Genomic DNA, 15815 nt, shown 5'->3' with positions numbered 1-15815 from the left:
TCGTTTTTTCTATGCTTTTTTAAAATGAGAGGTGTCATTTAAACGTTCTAATTTGAATAAGCCGTTTTCGTAAGCTAGTACTGTGACACTCGCGTTATCTAAAATAACCGCTTCGTCCATGGATGGTTCGAGTTCGTGGACGATGTTACGAATGGTATTTCCGTGAGCGACGATAAGAACGTTACCACCAGTTTCGCGATGACGATTGATAACATGCAAGAAACCTTGTTCTACACGTGTCCAAAATGTCATGAAATCTTCCGCATCTCCTGTTGGGTCAGCTGCTTTTGTACCATTCATTGTTTCGCGTACATCGGCATTTTTAAATAGGTCTTCTTGATTCGCATAACCCATATGTTGCGCAATTTCGTTCCAGGCAACATCGCCTTTTTCACCTTCGTAGGAGCCGAAGAAAGTTTCCCGAAATTCACTTAATGGTTCTAGCGTTAAGCCGAATGCGTGTTTATTTTCTTTAAGCAAGTGGCCAGCTGTCGCGATTGTGCGGTGTAAGTCGCTTGAATACGCTGCAACGAATTCTGTTTCCGCAAGTCCGCGACCACTTTCTTTGACTATTTCAATTCCTTCTGGTGTTAGTGGCGTATCAGCCCATCCTTGCATGCGCAAATTTTTATTTAAGTAAGTTTGACCATGTCTTACAAAATAAAGTGATAATTTTTTTCCCATTACGTACTTCCTCCTCCATCGTTGTTTTCTATTTCATTGTAACAAATTCTTCGGATCCTGTTGGGTGAATCGCAACCGTATTGTCGAAATCGGCTTTTGTTGCGCCCATATTAATCGCAACAGCAAATCCTTGAATCATTTCGTCTACACCGTAACCAATTCCGTGCAAGCCGATGACACGCTCTGTTTTCCCTTCGCAAATTAATTTCATTCGGCAAGGTTCTCGGTGGTCTGTGATGGCTGTATACATTGAGGTAAAGCTTGAAGTGTACACTTTGATATTTTCTTTGCCATATTTTTCAATTGCTTCTGGTTCTGTTAAACCGACCGTTCCGATAGCTGGATGGCTAAATACAACGGTTGGGATATTTTCATAGTTTAAATGTGCATCTTTTTTGTTGTTGAAAAGTCGTTCTGATAAACGGCGCCCTGCTGCAATTGCGACTGGAGTTAATTCATAATGACCCGTTACATCGCCAACCGCATAAATCCCCGCTACATTGGTGTTTTGGAATTTATCTACGGCGATATGTCCGCTTTCTAGAAGTTCTACGCCCGCTTTTTCGATTTGAAGACCTTGGATGACAGGTTTACGTCCGATCGCCCAAATAAGCGTATCAACGGTTTCTGTGCGGCCATCCTCTAAGCTCAACGTCAAACTGCCATCTGGATTTTTTTCGACTTTTTGCGGAACGGCGTGTTTATGCAACGTCATATCCGATTGCTCAATAATTTCGGTTAGTGTATCTGTTAAAAGTGGATCGAAATTTCGGAGTGGTGCATGTTTCCGTACAAATAAATGCGTTTCTGAGCCAAGTTGTTGTAATACACCAGCTAGTTCAACCGCAATGTATCCCGCGCCAACAACCGCCACTTTTTTAGGTAGTTCTTTTAATGCAAAAAAGCCATCTGATGTGATGCCGAACTCTGCGCCAGGAATGGAAGGAAGCGCTGGTTCGCCGCCTGTTGCAATTAAAATATGATCCGCTGTCACTAGTTCGCCGTTTACGCGCAATGTTTTTTCATCGACAAATTCGGCATAACCTTTAATCCATTCTACTTTATTATTATCCAGTCCATTTTTGTATGAACCTCGAATCCGTTCAATGTACGCTTCTCGATTTTCGACTAGTTTTTGGAAGTTGAAGCTCGCGTCCACTTGGTAACCATAAGCATCTGCGTATAAATCCATCGCTTCTTTAATTTGTGCGCCGTACCACATGACTTTTTTCGGAACACAACCAACATTTACACAAGTTCCACCTAAAAATTTTGGTTCAATTAATGCACATTTTGCTCCGTGCATGGCTGCGCGATTAATCGAAGCAATTCCGCCACTTCCGCCGCCAATCGCAATATAATCATAATGCTTTTCCATACAAAATCTCTCCTAACATTTCTTCGTTTTCGTTTTTATAAATACGCTTCGCCCCGCATAATCGCAAGAACCCGCGGATTTGGTAAGTATCGTTTTATCACTTGAAGTTTTTCGTATGTGTCCGTGTCTCCTAAATGTTCCGCAATCGCCATGGCAACCGCGCTACTTCGGCTGACCCCAGCGTGACAATGGACAACAATCTGCGTAAAATCTGGGTGCTCATCCACAAAATCATAAATCAAATCGCGATGTACCTCGTTAAATAGTTTCATCTCCGCTTGCTCTTTGTCACTAAGCCCCCAGTAGTCATCTTCTTCGTTAATATCATTAAAGTGAACGGGCAAAATAGCTTCAAAAAGTGATTCGTGTTTGAGTGGCTGATAGGTTGCGCCGACATCCGCAATACGAATAAGTAAAGTATGCTCTGAGCGCGGCTTAAACTGCACCGCTACTACTTCTGGTACGGCAATTATCCGTAAATCAAATGGATCAAAATCAATTTGGCGCCTTTCTTTGTTAATATAATTCGCCATCCTGCATGTCCCCTTTTCCAGTACAACAAGATTTTCCTTCGTCTTATTCCTCTTCTATTCTATCACGCCTAGACATTTTTACATAAAGAAGCAGTTTCAAACAAAAAAAAAAACCAAATAAAATTATTTGGTTACTTTTTCCCTTGTCGGTAAAGATCTTTTGTTTTATAACCTTGACTCAAAATATCGACCATTTCTAAACGTCTTTTTTCTTGTGTCGCTGGTTGTTTGGCAGAGTAAATATAGCGCGCCCAAACCCGCTGGTATCCTGTGGCTAGATTGTTGTAGAAGGCTTGTAAATCGCCTTTGTCTGCTAGAAATTCGGCGACAAGAGGTACATGGTCGACGTATTCATCTGCGGAAGGATTATTTTTCTTAACACCCTTCGCTTTTAGTTTTGCCGCTTCTTTTAGGCCAACAACCGTGTACGTTTCATCGAGCGCGACCATTCGCGTGAATTTGAGTGTGCTACCGTCGACGTAACCTTCTTCATCGGTTTTAAGCGCTGGCATGAGTTCATCGCGGTGTACATATGTAGCGAACTTTTTATTGCCTTTTTTAGGATAGGCGAAAAATAAATAACCATTCGCAGCAAGTTTATTTTCAGCAATAATTTTTTTACGAACGTAATTAATTCTTCTAGTGTTTCCACAAAATCAAAAATTAAATCGTATTGTTTGTCTGCTAGTTTTTCTTCGTAATTTGCTAGATTTTGGAAATAATCCGCTCCATCTGGTTGATTTAGGATGACTGCTTCTTTATATTTAGTCAGTTGTAATTTTTCTACTATTGTTTTCTCTGCCATATTCCAGCACCTCGTTTGTATTGTTTGGTTTCAGTATATAGCCTTCCCTTTAAGTTATCAAGCCAAACTAAACAGAAAAAAGACCAAGCACCACGGCTTGGTCTATAAATCATTTTATTTAAAAACAACAATCTCATTAATTTCAATCGACGGGTCTAAACTTTTCGCAACCGGGCAAGCATCTTTCACTAAATGGACAGCTTTTTCGGCTTTCGCTTCATTGCTTTTATCTACTAAATCCACCGTAAAAGTAACATTAATTTTCGTTAAAACATGCACAGCACTTTCTTGATCTTGCTCATAATCAGTGTGAATGCTTAAATCATTTATGTCAATTCGTTTTTTCTCAAGTAATGTTTGATAGACATATCCGCTACAAGCCGCAACCGCCGCAACAGTTATTTGAACTGGAGAAAAACCTTCTTCTTTAATTAATGTCCAGTTTCCACTTGGATGTACAAGTTCTAACACTTTCCCATTTTTCACTAAATCCATGATTCATTCCTCCAATTTAATTCTTACAATTCTTATATGAATAATAAGATTATAGCTCAAATAAAAAGCTCTGTCCAATTTCCTGTACGAAAAAAAGAATCCAAGTTTTGCTTGGATTCTTTTTGAGCGGTCCCGACGGGATTTGAACCCGCGATCTCCTGCGTGACAGGCAGGCATGTTAACCCCTACACCACGGAACCATATGTATAAAAAATGAATAAAAAAGTGACCCGTACGGGATTCGAACCCGTGTTACCGCCGTGAAAGGGCGGTGTCTTAACCGCTTGACCAACGGGCCAGATAAAAAACGAAAAATGAATATATATTCAATTGAATTCATTTCTCTTACACCAGCTTTTTTATTATAACATAATCTGAGTGACTGTCAACGGCTTTTTCTAATTTTATTTACATTTTTTTCATCGGAAGTTTTTTATACATTTTTACCTCCATAAAACAAAGTCAGCTATGCTTTACGGGCATGCTGACTTTATTTTACTTTTCTCGGTGGTCAACCATAATAAAACTTCTTGTATCATAGCGATGTCTTGATCTAGAATATTCCACTGGTCTACCATCTTTCAAATACACTACTTGCTCCACTTCTAAAACTGGGTCGTGTTCCCCGCACGCTAAATATTCTTGATCATATTCAGATGGCTTATCGGCATTAATTTTCCGAAAGGCACCGCTTAGCACGAGTCCAAGTGTGTCTTGTAAGTATGCATAAATCGAATGATGTAAAATTTCTTTCGTTAAACCAGGAACTAAATCTGCCGGCATCGTTGTATGCTCTAACACATATGGTGCGCCGTCCAAGAGCCGTAACCGAATCAATTTGTACACCGGCTGATCTGCTTTTATTAAAAGTTGTTCTTGTGTTTTTTCATCTGGGAAAGCAATATCGAATGCAATAATTTTACTTGAAATTCGGTTGTCTCCCATCATTTTTGTCAAACCGTCATAATCCCGCAAACTCGCGTCTTGCTTATTAGCTAAGGCATTTTTCATGACAAAAGTTCCCGCACCCCGTTGTCTGTAAACAAGTCCTTCAAGCGCTAAAACGTCAAAGGCTTTTTTTATTGTCATTCTGCTACAATCATAAGCTTTACATAAGCTCACTTGATCAGGAAGAATGGATTCTGGTGGATAAGTACCGTTGTTTATTTTTTCGCGGATATCTGCTGCAATCAATTCATACTTAACCAATTCGATCGCTCCTTCGCTTGAATTAAAAATGTCTAGCCATTTCTAGTCAAATTATAGCATATCGAAAAGGAAAATTTAACTTATTTGATAGCCGCCTCTGATTCTCTCGCAATATTTGTCCGATCGACTAGTTTTAAGAACGGATACCAGATAATGAGGACGATGAAGAAATCGACTACTTGAAGCGCCCCGCCTAGCCATGAGTTAGTTGCGAGAATACCATTGATTACAATTGGCACCGTCCAAGGCACAGCAACCCCGGTTGGAGCAGGAACAATACCAGCTGCCATTACGAAATAATTCAAAGTAGTTACAATCAAAGGTGCAATAATCCATGGAATTAAAATCGTAGCGTTTAGTACAATTGGCATACCAAAAAGTACTGGCTCATTAACGTTAAAAATTCCAGGCCCAAGTGCTAATCGACCAATTTCTTTACTTTGCTTACTCTTCATTAAGAATGCTAGTGCAATAACGACTGCTAAAGTCATTCCAGATCCGCCCATACCAACAGTAAAGACTTCCATAAATGGTTTCGTAATAATATGCGGCAATGGGAGTCCAGCTTTATAAGCATCTAAATTTTCAAGCATTAACGTATTCCAAATCGGGTCCATTACCGAGTTGACAATGATTTGACCATGCAGGCCGAAAAACCATAATACTTGGACAAAAAATAAAGCGATTAGTGTTGGAACAATTCCTGAACCAAGCCCCACTAAAGGCTTTTGAATAACAGTATAAACAACATCATGTAAGTTTGTATGGAAGAAGAATTGTACCATAACATTAATTGCTAAAAAGATACTTAATGTTAAGATAGCGGGAATAAGTGCTGCAAATGATTTAGCTACAGCAGGTGGAACTCCTGCAGGCATTTTGATTGTCCAATCCCGTTGAACAAAAAATCGATATAATTCTGCAGCAATAAAACCAGTAATCATTCCGATAAACATTCCTTTTGCCCCAAGTCGATCTAACGAAAGCGCTCCGGTAATAAGCTCTCCATCAGGACTATTAAAGAAAAATGGCGTTAAAATCAAGAAGCTAGCAAGGGCAACTGCCCCTCCATAAATTGCTTCAACTTTATAATATTTAGATAGTGAATATCCAATTCCAAAAACAACAAAGACAGTCATAATACTCATCGTGGCGCTTTGGGCATTTCCAAGATACAACTGTAAAACAGCTTTCGTTTCATCACTCCAAAACGGTAGATTCATTAAAACCACCGCAATCGAACCAAACATTGTTAGCGGAAATGCCAACATGAATGCATCTCTTAAAGTGGTTAAGTACCTATTCTCTCCTAGTTTTGCAGCAAGAGGCATTAACTTTTCCCCAAGTAACTCCATAAACTTATTCACTTTACTTCCCCCAAACATGATTTTTTCTAAAAAGAAAACGTTTTCTATTTATTATTATACTCATTTAATATTAAATGTCTAGTCTTTTTAAAATAAAAGACCAAACAAAAAAAAGACTTTCATCATCACAATGAAAGTCTCCTTCTTATTTTTTCTTCTTCTTTGCTAGCTTTTCTGCTGCTTTTTGTTTATTTTCTGCTAGTCGGAAAAGCGTCATTTCTTTAATTAACTCGTAAGGAACTTCTTCTTTGATTGGAAACTGTACAGCACCTTTAGAATGCTTGTAATTTCCGAGCTGAGATTCAAACGCCGCAATGCCACTAGAAGCCGGATAAAACCCGTAGTGATTTTTCGCAACAGCAAAGTGCACCAAGTTTCCTTCCAAATAAAAAGTCGGCATTTGATAACTTATTTTCTCTGTTGCTTCCGGTGCAGCTGCTTTAATCGTTTCTCTGATTTTTTGCAACACTTCTTTTGTTTCCGGTGGCGCTTGGGTAATATATTCATCAATCGTTGTAAATTCTAGTTTATTATCCATAGTCCTTTCCTTTCTGAAACGTTTTTTTTATTATAGCAATTCTCTTATAAAAAAACTATTTTTGCGAGAACAACAAGTTTACTAGTACGCATTAGTTCTCAAGTTCATCTCTCACTACCATCAAAGCAAAACCGAGTAAATTCAGACCTTTCCAATATAACGGATTTTCCACGTTCTTATTATCAGTAGCCATTCCAATACCCCAAATTTTATCTACTGGACTTGCTTCAACCAAAATCCTGTTTTTCGTTTGCATTAAAAACTTTTTCAACTCTTCATTTTGAGAAAATTTTGCCTGATTCGCACGCATAACTATATTAAACCGATTCTTAAGCCAAATATCTTCTTGAAAACCACTTATTAATCTACCGAAATCTTTCGCTTGTTTCGGATGCTTAGCCGCTAAAATTTTCTCTCTCATTTCCATATCATTAAATAGCTTTGCTTTCTCTGCCATCATAAATTGCTCAGCACAATTATATTCCACTCCGTCCACTTTAAAACTACAAATCCACCACTGGCTAAAACAACTTTTACTTATCTTCCCATCTTCAGCAGGCTGATGTCCCCAAAAGAAAATGTATTTTAATTTTTCACCTTTTCGGTATTTATGCTGTATTTTTTCTAATGTATAATCCATACCTATCATCTCCAACTTTTTAATTTTATTTATTATAATATTATTTTGCCAATTTCGATTTTCAGTAAAAAATCCGCGAACGACTCTGCTACAATCGAACTTTCTTCAAACTCTGGTTCCGAACCACGAACAACACTTCCGTCATTTAAAGTGATAGCATAATATTCATAACAACCGCCAACACTCATCATAATTGGTAAATGTGCATTCCAAAATAGTCTTACTTTATTTTCTAAATTTTTATCGCCTTCTGCTGCTTCTAAACTCATTTGTTCAAAAGAATTCCACGAAAAGGCGTCATCCTCATTCTCTAAAAAATCTTCTTCCGATAAAAACCAACAAGTGTCCCCCGCATTGCTACAGAGGTTAAGTTGTCTATAAAAGGCCTTATATGCATCTGGCAAATTTCCATATCTCTTTAAAATCTGCTCTGGCAAGTTTTTCTCTACAGCAGACAAATCTACTTGCCAATTATTATTTTTAGCCCATTCAAAAAAATGATTTATTGGTTCCATTTAAGCTACCTCCCACTATTTAGAGTTCCATTCGTCTCTGACTTTCATCAAAATCTTGCCTAGACGATTTTTTCCAGAGCCATCTCCGCCGTCGCCCCAATAATAATCTTTTTCCGTATGTTCCACTAAAATAGCATTCTCTGTGGATAAAAGCATTTCTTTCACTTCCGAATGTTGCTCTACTTTTGCTCTGATTGCTTTTAACATCACTTCGTCTTTCATACTTTCCCAGCCTTTTCGCAGTGGGAAGTCTCTATTTCTACCCAATTTTGCTGCATCTATTGGTTTTTTCGTATTAATTACTTTTTTAATAATCTTTTTATCTATAAATTTTTGCGCTTGGAAATAGTGTTCTGTGGTTGGATAAGTCACACCGTCTATGACAACTGGATGTAAAGAGAAATTAGAGAAGCAGCCATAGTCCGCATTTTCACTATAAAAATGGATAACCTTCATTTTGCACCTCCGAGTATTTATGTTATGTTTTTTGCAACTTGAGCTTATCTTTCCAAATAACTTTAGCATACATATAGACGCAAATCCATCACTATTTTTCCACAAAAAAAGACACTGCTTAGTTTCCTAAACAATGTCTTAATAATTTATTACGGAGAAGGAGGGATTTGAACCCTCGCGCCGCGCGAGCGACCTATACCCTTAGCAGGGGCACCTCTTCAGCCACTTGAGTACTTCCCCAAACTCCACAGGCAGGACTCGAACCTGCGACCGATCGGTTAACAGCCGATTGCTCTACCAACTGAGCTACTGTGGAATTATCTGACTTCCACTAGTATACGCAGAACTTGGCAAAATTGCAAGACTTTTCATGCGTTTTCTGTATAAATTTTCTTGGAACCTATTTGTATTAATTTTCCGCCACAACTGCCACAGCGATAACGGTTCACATTGAATCTACGTTGTCTTAAAAAGGACTTCCCGCAACTTTTGCATGTATATTCATGCATGGTAATTTCACGTGGTATCGTTGCACAAAATCTCGGTGCGTCTACTTTTTTTAATAACTCACGGAAATCTTGATCGCGATGCTGATAGCCTTTTTTCTCTATATGAAGGTGATAATGACATAGTTCATGCTTCATAATCCCGATAAAGTACGCTAATCCAAAGTTTTCTAGGTACTTGGGGTTCATTTCGATATTGTGACTTTTTAGCAAATAACGTCCCCCAGTGGTTCGTAAGCGCGCATTAAACACGGCTTGGTGGCGAAATTCTTTTTGGAAAAATTGCAGCGACACTTCTTCCATGTGTCGCTGCAATTCTGCTTGATTCATTATTTAACACTTCCATTAGGATTAAGCATAGTTAAAGCAATACGGTTTTTCTTTGTATCTACTTCATCTACCCAAACAGTTACAATGTCTCCTACTGAAACGACATCCATCGGGTTTTTAACAAAAGAATTGCTTAGTTTCGAAATATGCACAAGGCCGTCTTGTTTCACACCAATATCAACAAATGCGCCAAAGTCAACTACATTCCGAACGGTTCCTTGTAATTCCATGCCTTGCTTTAAATCTTCCATCGAAATAACATCTTGTTTTAAAAGTGGTGCTGGAAGTTCGTCACGAAGGTCGCGACCAGGAGCAATTAAATTATCAATAATATCGCGCATGGTTTCTTTACCGATGCTTAATTTCTCTGCTTCTTCTGGGATACTAAGCGCTTGAAGTGCGGCTTTTAAATCTTCGCTACCAATATCTTTCAATCCGAAACCAGCTGCTTTTACAATTTGTTCAGCTGCCTTATAACTTTCCGGGTGAATGGCGGTTTTATCAAGTGGATTTTCACCTTCCAAAATACGTAAGAAACCAATACTTTGTTCATATGATTTTGCTCCAAGACGAGGTACTTTTTTCAACTCTTTGCGAGAAGCGAACGAGCCGTTTTCTTCGCGATATTTACGGATATTATTTGCGACTGTCTTGTTTAAGCCAGCAACATATTGTAACAGAGAAGCCGAGGCCGTATTAACGTTTACGCCCACTTGGTTAACGGCCGTTTCAACGACGAAAGTTAGTGTTTCATTTAAACGTTTTTGCGCTACGTCATGTTGATATTGCCCTACGCCTACAGATTTTGGATCGATTTTCACAAGTTCAGCTAGCGGATCTTGCAAACGACGACCAATCGAAACGGCGCTACGCTCTTCTACTTGATAGTCCGGGAATTCTTCGCGGGCAGTTTCACTCGCTGAATAAACACTCGCGCCAGCTTCATTGACGATACAATAATAAGCGCTCGATTTCGATTCGCGAATCACTTCCACAATAAATTGCTCTGTTTCACGTGAGGCTGTTCCGTTACCAATTGCGATAACTTCCACTTTGTATGTGGATAAAATCTCCGCAATTTTTTGTTTGGCTTCCGGACGGCGTGCTTTTGCTGTATGTGGATAAACAACGCCAATTTCTAGTACTTTCCCCGTTTGATCTAATACAGAGAATTTACAACCTGTTCTAAAAGCCGGATCGACCCCAAGAATAATTTTTCCTTTTAAAGGTGGTTGTAAAAGTAGTTTGCGCAAGTTCTCGGAGAAAATATGGATGGCTTGTTCTTCGCCTTTGTCTGTTAGTTCGCCGCGAATTTCACGTTCAATTGCTGGGCCAATAAAGCGTTTATAAGCATCTAAAATAGCTTCTTCTACATAAGGACGAGTTGCAGAATTGCGATTTTGGATAACTTTTTCAAATAAATATTGGAAGATTTTTGTCGTATCCACTTGAACTTGTACACGTAAAATATCTTCTTTTTCCCCGCGGTTAAATGCAAGGATACGGTGACTTGCTACTTTGCCAATCATTTCGTTAAATTCATAATACATTTCGTAAACGCCTTTTTCGTCTGCTTCGGCGTTTTTCGCTCTGGATTCAATCATCCCAAATTTGCGCGTAAAGTTACGAATCCACTCACGGAAACTAGGCTCATCACTGATTTGTTCCGCGATGATTTCATGTGCGCCGAGTAAAGCAGCTTCTGCTGACTCCACTTCTTTTTCTTCTGAAATATAGTTTGCCGCTTCTTTCAGTGGGTCCGCGTTACTTGGGAAGCTCATTAGCCAATCAGCAAGCGGTTCTAATCCTTTTTCTTTCGCAATCGTTGCTTTTGTACGTTTCTTTTGTTTGTAAGGACGGTATAAATCTTCGAGCGCTTGATGTTTTTCCGCTTTGGTGATTGCCGCTCTCAGTTCGTCTGTTAATTTTCCTTGTTCATCTATTAGGCGAATAATTTCTTCTTTACGATTTTCTAATTTTGTTACATATTCAAAGGTTTCTTCAATATCACGGATTTCTACTTCATCTAAGCTACCAGTCATTTCTTTACGGTACCGCGCGATAAATGGAACTGTGTTGCCTTCTTCCATTAATTTGATTACGGCATTGATTTGCGCTGGTTTATACGTTAGCGATTTTTGGACTAGTTTTATTATTTTATCTTGCATTTGTTCCATACTTGATAGCCTCCAATTATTTCATTATCTACTAAGTGTAACATAATTACGTTTCAACTGACAAAAGCTATCAGTCTCCCTTATTTAAAGCATTTTCCGCATAATGAATCGCATCTTCGGTATGGGAAAAGAAGTGTTCTTCGCCGATTCGGTCGTAAAGCCCGCTACCCTTCAAACTTTCTTTCGCTTTATCTGTTAGTCCAGTAATCAAAATTTGCCCGCCTTGCTTCGAAAATTCTTTTTCAATTTGGTGGAAATAGCCTTCTGCCGTAGCATCAATAATCGGCACTTTCCCCATTCGCAAGATAAGATATTTTGGTTTAACATGGATTGCTTTGATAATATTTTGTTGAAAAATCTGCGCTGCACCAAAAAACAATGGCCCGCGAATAGTAAAAATACTAATTTTCTCGTGTAAATGAGGAGCAATTTCGGCACCTTCTGGTTCGATTTCTTCAATTTGCATCGAACTTCCCATTTGTTTAGCGAAAAGCACCACTGCCAGCAGTAAACCAACTTCGACGGCCACAGTTAAGCTTGCAAATACGGTTAATAAAAAGGTAATAATTAGTACTAAAGTATCGCCTGATTTCAACTTAATAATATGCTGAAAGGTTTTTCGTTCGCTCATATTCCAAGCAACTAGCATTAAAATCGGCGCCATTGCAGCAATTGGGATATTGACAGCTACTGGTGCAAGTACAAGTAAAGTGAGTAAAACGAAAATTCCGTGGATAACACCAGAGACACGGCTAGTTGCGCCATTATTAATGTTGGTTGCCGTTCTTGCGATAGCTCCCGTTGCCGGAATTCCGCCGAACATTGGCGTTACAATATTTGCGATACCTTGCCCAATGAGCTCGCGATTACTATTGTGTTTTGTATTCGTCATTCCATCTGCCACAACCGCCGAAAGAAGTGATTCAATCCCGCCGAGCATCGCAATAACAAAAGCTGGCCCAATCAATTTACTCATATTCGCAAAAGTCATATCGGGAAATTCAAACGGAGGAAAGGTACTCGGAATATCTCCATACGCTGACCCAATCGTCGGAAGCGCATCCGGGAAAAATAGCATAGCAATCGCCGTCGTAATCACAAGTCCAATAAGTGGTGCTGGAATTCTCGGTAAAATTTTAGGAAAAATAAATAAGACAAGCATACAAATACAGGAAATGAGCACACTATAAAAATTCCATGAATCTAAATGTAACCAGATCTCATTCATATTCGCGACAAATGATTCATGTTTTTCCATACCTGTTAAACCGAGGAAGTTCCCCACTTGCCCCATAAAAATCGTGACAGCAATCCCGGCTGTAAATCCGATTGTCACTGGTCGTGGAATAAATTTGATTAATGTTCCAATTTTAAAAATCCCCATTAAGCAAAGTAAGACCCCTGCCATCATTCCAGCAACTAGTAAATCTTGATAACCATATGTTAATACGATTCCGAGTAATACTGGAATAAAAGCACCAGTTGGGCCGGCAATTTGAAACTTCGAGCCCCCGAAAATAGAAACGATTATTCCCGCTACAAAACTCGAATAAATACCATATTCTGGACTTACACCTGATGCAATCGCGAAGGACATCGCTAGAGGTAAAGCTATAATGCCCACGATAATTCCCGCAAGCAAGTCTTTCCTAAATCTCGCCCACGTATAATCTTTTACACTGTTCAACCAAACTTTCTTCAATTTGCTCCTTCTCTCTTATTTATATTTTAATCCGCGCGAAAAAACGCAAAGCAAGATTGCTTCACGCTTATTAAGTGATATTTATCACATGATGAAGTATAAAAAACTAGCGCTCTATTCTAATATACCATAAATAGACTAAGTTCTCATGTCCATTAAGAAAAAAACACCTTTTAAACAAGTACTTGTTTAAAAGGTGTTTTTGTTATTCCGGAAATTTCCCAACCATAAAAGTAACATCATCTGTTGGAATATCTAATATATTACGCTCGATTAAATGCCCGATTTTCACTACACAAAGTGGCGATTCTAGGCTTTTTCTAACGCGAGAAAGAACAAGTCCATCTGAATGCATTAAAAACTTACTGCCTGGTTTATATTTAAACGATTGCAACCGATATTTCTGTTTTCGACCGGACAAAAATCCAGAGCCAGAAAGCGGAAAAATAAGCTTATCTTCCATCCCAATCATATAAAAACGAATATTACCCATACCAGTATAATAAAGGGTCTTCGTTAAGTAGTCACCTTTAATAATAGCTATCGCAGCACCTCGAAGTCCTGAAACAGCCTGGTTCGCTTTTTCGAGCATATCGGTAATATCTGCATGGATATCCTCTTTTATGGCATCAACGGTCGCTTTGGCGGCTCTATTAGCTTCGAGCCCGCTTCCAAGTCCATCAGAAAGAACATACAGAAAACCATTTTCGTCTTCATGGGTATAATAAACATCCCCGCAGTATTGTTGTAATGCTTTAGAACGTTGAAATACAAATAAATTATTTGATTCAACTGCCTTGTTCATTTACTCCACTTCCTCATTCTGCAACGCCTCTCGAAGTTTTTTTATAGCTTGACGTTGGATTCTAGACACATGCATTTGTGATATATCGAGTAGTTCACCCGTTTCTTTTTGACTGCGATTTTCAATAAATGTAAATTGCAAAATCTTCTGTTCTCGCTCATCTAAAACAGGGAGAACTTTCTCTAAGAGCATACGTTGATTCACACGTTCAAATCCATCATCCGTACCACCAACAACATCTAGTAAGGTAATCGTACTTCCATCCGAATCAGCTTCAATCGAATGATCTACAGAAAGCGCTTGATAGCTTTTTCCCATCTCCATTGCTTCTAAAACTTCTTCTTCCGTGACACCGATGAAATCAGCAATGTCGCTGATTTGCGGCGAGCTTTGTAATTCTCTCGTCAGCTCTTCTACGGCATTTTTAATTTTCGGACCTAATTCTTTGATTCGGCGCGGCACATGGACACTCCATGTTTTATCACGTAAAAATCGTTTAATTTCGCCAACAATGGTTGGTACAGCAAATGCTTCAAAGCTTTTCCCAAAAGTCGCATCATATCTTCTAATAGCTCCAAGTAAGCCAATATTTCCAACTTGAACTAAATCTTCATGAAAAGATTTACCTTGGGAATATTTGCGAGCAATAGACTCTACTAGGTTTTTGTAATGAACAACTAAATTATATTGGGCATCTTGATCGCCATTTTCTTGGTAAGCGGCAATCCAAATATAAACTTTTTCTTTCGCCTCTTTATCAGGTTGAGATACTTTTGGCATTCTCCTCCACCTGCTTTTCATTAATATATTTGGTCATTACGACAGAAACCCCTTCATCATAATAAAGTTTCACGTCATCCATTAATGTTTCAATTAAAAATAAACCTAGACCTCCGATACGCATCATCTCCGCATCTTCCCCTACCTCATATGGGCCAATTTCTTGTTTACGGGTTTCTAAGTCGAAGCTTGTTCCGTTATCAGAAACACGAACTTCTAATTTATCTTCATAAATAAGATATTCTACTGTAATTTCACCATCATCTTCTCCTTTAAATGCGTGCTTTACAGAATTAGTGATGGCTTCACTTACGGCTATTTTCAAATCTTCAATTGCTTCATAAGAAAATCCTGCGCGACTTGCAATTCCTGATAATGAAAGTCTACCTAAACTAACATATTCAGGCTTGGCAGGAAGTTGTAATGTAATTTTGTCATGCATTGTTGCCATTCATTTCACCCTCTACATTTTTGATTTCAATGATATCTGACAATCCTGTGATTTCAAACAATCGGAAAAGTCGGTCGCTTAAACCAAACAAGACAAGTTCACTTTGGCGTTGACGTAAGCTTTTAAACGCTCCTACAAATACGCCTAATCCGGTACTATCCATATAACTTACTTCTGTTAAATCGATTCGAAGTACTATACCCTCTTTTACTTGATATACTTCAAGTGCTTCTTTTACCTTTGGCGCTGTATAAGCATCGATCTCCCCAGCAACAAATATGTCTATGTGGTCAGTATCACGTTCTTTTATTTCTATACTAATATTCATCACTTCACCCCATCTAATTTTAAGTATACTGTCGATTTTACCCTAACTAATAAAATTAAAACATTCAAAAATAAAAACGCTCCACTCTTTAAATACGTTTACTCACCAGTAAATGC

General features: G+C 38.6%; 17 protein-coding genes, 4 tRNA genes and 1 pseudogene. All 22 read right to left on the bottom strand.

All coding sequences use genetic code 11. The features are described 5' to 3' along the window. Positions 1-9: 9 nt before the first annotated feature. Positions 10-684, bottom strand: coding sequence for a histidine phosphatase family protein (locus AB2Q86_RS04755; RefSeq protein WP_012581653.1), 675 nt, complete (start codon positions 682-684; stop codon positions 10-12). Positions 685-712: 28 nt separating this feature from the next. After that, positions 713-2062, bottom strand: a complete 1350-nt coding sequence (gene gorA / locus AB2Q86_RS04750) for a glutathione-disulfide reductase (RefSeq protein WP_012581654.1) — start codon at positions 2060-2062, stop codon at positions 713-715. 35 nt (positions 2063-2097) lie between these two features. Beyond that, a complete protein-coding gene (locus AB2Q86_RS04745; protein ID WP_003721473.1) occupies positions 2098-2595 on the bottom strand; it encodes a tyrosine phosphatase family protein in 498 nt (165 codons plus the stop codon). A gap of 131 nt (positions 2596-2726) precedes the next feature. Next, positions 2727-3400 (bottom strand): annotated as a pseudogene (locus AB2Q86_RS04740) (YdeI/OmpD-associated family protein). Between the two features lie 114 nt (positions 3401-3514). Next, positions 3515-3895, bottom strand: coding sequence for an OsmC family protein (locus AB2Q86_RS04735; RefSeq protein ID WP_003736085.1), 381 nt, complete (start codon positions 3893-3895; stop codon positions 3515-3517). Between the two features lie 127 nt (positions 3896-4022). Beyond that, a tRNA-Asp gene (locus AB2Q86_RS04730) sits at positions 4023-4095 on the bottom strand. A gap of 26 nt (positions 4096-4121) precedes the next feature. Then, a tRNA-Glu gene (locus AB2Q86_RS04725) sits at positions 4122-4193 on the bottom strand. 197 nt (positions 4194-4390) lie between these two features. Then, complete coding sequence (locus AB2Q86_RS04720) at positions 4391-5104, bottom strand: GntR family transcriptional regulator (protein ID WP_003729421.1); 714 nt, start codon at positions 5102-5104, stop codon at positions 4391-4393. A gap of 80 nt (positions 5105-5184) precedes the next feature. Continuing rightward, positions 5185-6471, bottom strand: coding sequence for a PTS cellobiose transporter subunit IIC (gene celB / locus AB2Q86_RS04715; protein ID WP_003727104.1), 1287 nt, complete (start codon positions 6469-6471; stop codon positions 5185-5187). Between the two features lie 145 nt (positions 6472-6616). Then, positions 6617-7009, bottom strand: coding sequence for an iron chaperone (locus AB2Q86_RS04710; RefSeq protein ID WP_003736083.1), 393 nt, complete (start codon positions 7007-7009; stop codon positions 6617-6619). Between the two features lie 91 nt (positions 7010-7100). Continuing rightward, positions 7101-7649 (bottom strand): NADAR family protein, encoded by a 549-nt coding sequence (locus AB2Q86_RS04705; RefSeq protein ID WP_012581657.1) that lies wholly within the window; start codon positions 7647-7649, stop codon positions 7101-7103. Between the two features lie 32 nt (positions 7650-7681). Beyond that, positions 7682-8164: an SMI1/KNR4 family protein gene (locus tag AB2Q86_RS04700; protein WP_012581658.1), complete on the bottom strand. Its 483-nt coding sequence runs from the start codon at positions 8162-8164 to the stop codon at positions 7682-7684. A 15-nt stretch (positions 8165-8179) separates the two neighbouring features. Beyond that, positions 8180-8620, bottom strand: a complete 441-nt coding sequence (locus tag AB2Q86_RS04695; RefSeq protein WP_012581659.1) for an NADAR family protein — start codon at positions 8618-8620, stop codon at positions 8180-8182. 152 nt (positions 8621-8772) lie between these two features. Beyond that, positions 8773-8860 (bottom strand) — tRNA-Ser (locus AB2Q86_RS04690). A gap of 3 nt (positions 8861-8863) precedes the next feature. After that, positions 8864-8936: transfer RNA gene (locus tag AB2Q86_RS04685), tRNA-Asn, on the bottom strand. Positions 8937-8988: 52 nt separating this feature from the next. Then, complete coding sequence (locus AB2Q86_RS04680; protein ID WP_012581660.1) at positions 8989-9456, bottom strand: SprT family protein; 468 nt, start codon at positions 9454-9456, stop codon at positions 8989-8991. Continuing rightward, positions 9456-11633, bottom strand: a complete 2178-nt coding sequence (locus AB2Q86_RS04675) for a Tex family protein (protein WP_012581661.1) — start codon at positions 11631-11633, stop codon at positions 9456-9458. Before AB2Q86_RS04675 ends, AB2Q86_RS04680 begins: the two co-directional genes overlap by 1 nt. 70 nt (positions 11634-11703) lie before the next feature. Continuing rightward, positions 11704-13335: a SulP family inorganic anion transporter gene (locus tag AB2Q86_RS04670; protein ID WP_003729425.1), complete on the bottom strand. Its 1632-nt coding sequence runs from the start codon at positions 13333-13335 to the stop codon at positions 11704-11706. Positions 13336-13540: 205 nt separating this feature from the next. Next, positions 13541-14140, bottom strand: coding sequence for a PP2C family serine/threonine-protein phosphatase (locus AB2Q86_RS04665; protein ID WP_003724822.1), 600 nt, complete (start codon positions 14138-14140; stop codon positions 13541-13543). Continuing rightward, on the bottom strand, positions 14141-14920 hold the full coding sequence (gene sigB / locus AB2Q86_RS04660) for an RNA polymerase sigma factor SigB (RefSeq protein WP_003724821.1): 780 nt from the start codon (positions 14918-14920) through the stop codon (positions 14141-14143). Next, positions 14898-15371, bottom strand: coding sequence for an anti-sigma B factor RsbW (gene rsbW, locus AB2Q86_RS04655; protein WP_003724820.1), 474 nt, complete (start codon positions 15369-15371; stop codon positions 14898-14900). Before rsbW ends, sigB begins: the two co-directional genes overlap by 23 nt. Continuing rightward, positions 15355-15699: an anti sigma b factor antagonist RsbV gene (gene rsbV / locus AB2Q86_RS04650; protein WP_003721460.1), complete on the bottom strand. Its 345-nt coding sequence runs from the start codon at positions 15697-15699 to the stop codon at positions 15355-15357. Before rsbV ends, rsbW begins: the two co-directional genes overlap by 17 nt. Between the last annotated feature and the right edge of the window lie 116 nt (positions 15700-15815).

The organism is Listeria monocytogenes, from assembly GCF_041765605.1.
GTDB classification, from domain to species: Bacteria; Bacillota; Bacilli; order Lactobacillales; family Listeriaceae; genus Listeria; species Listeria monocytogenes_D.
The sequence above is the reverse complement of the archived record's forward strand: the minus strand, read 5'-3'. Positions and strand labels throughout refer to the sequence as shown.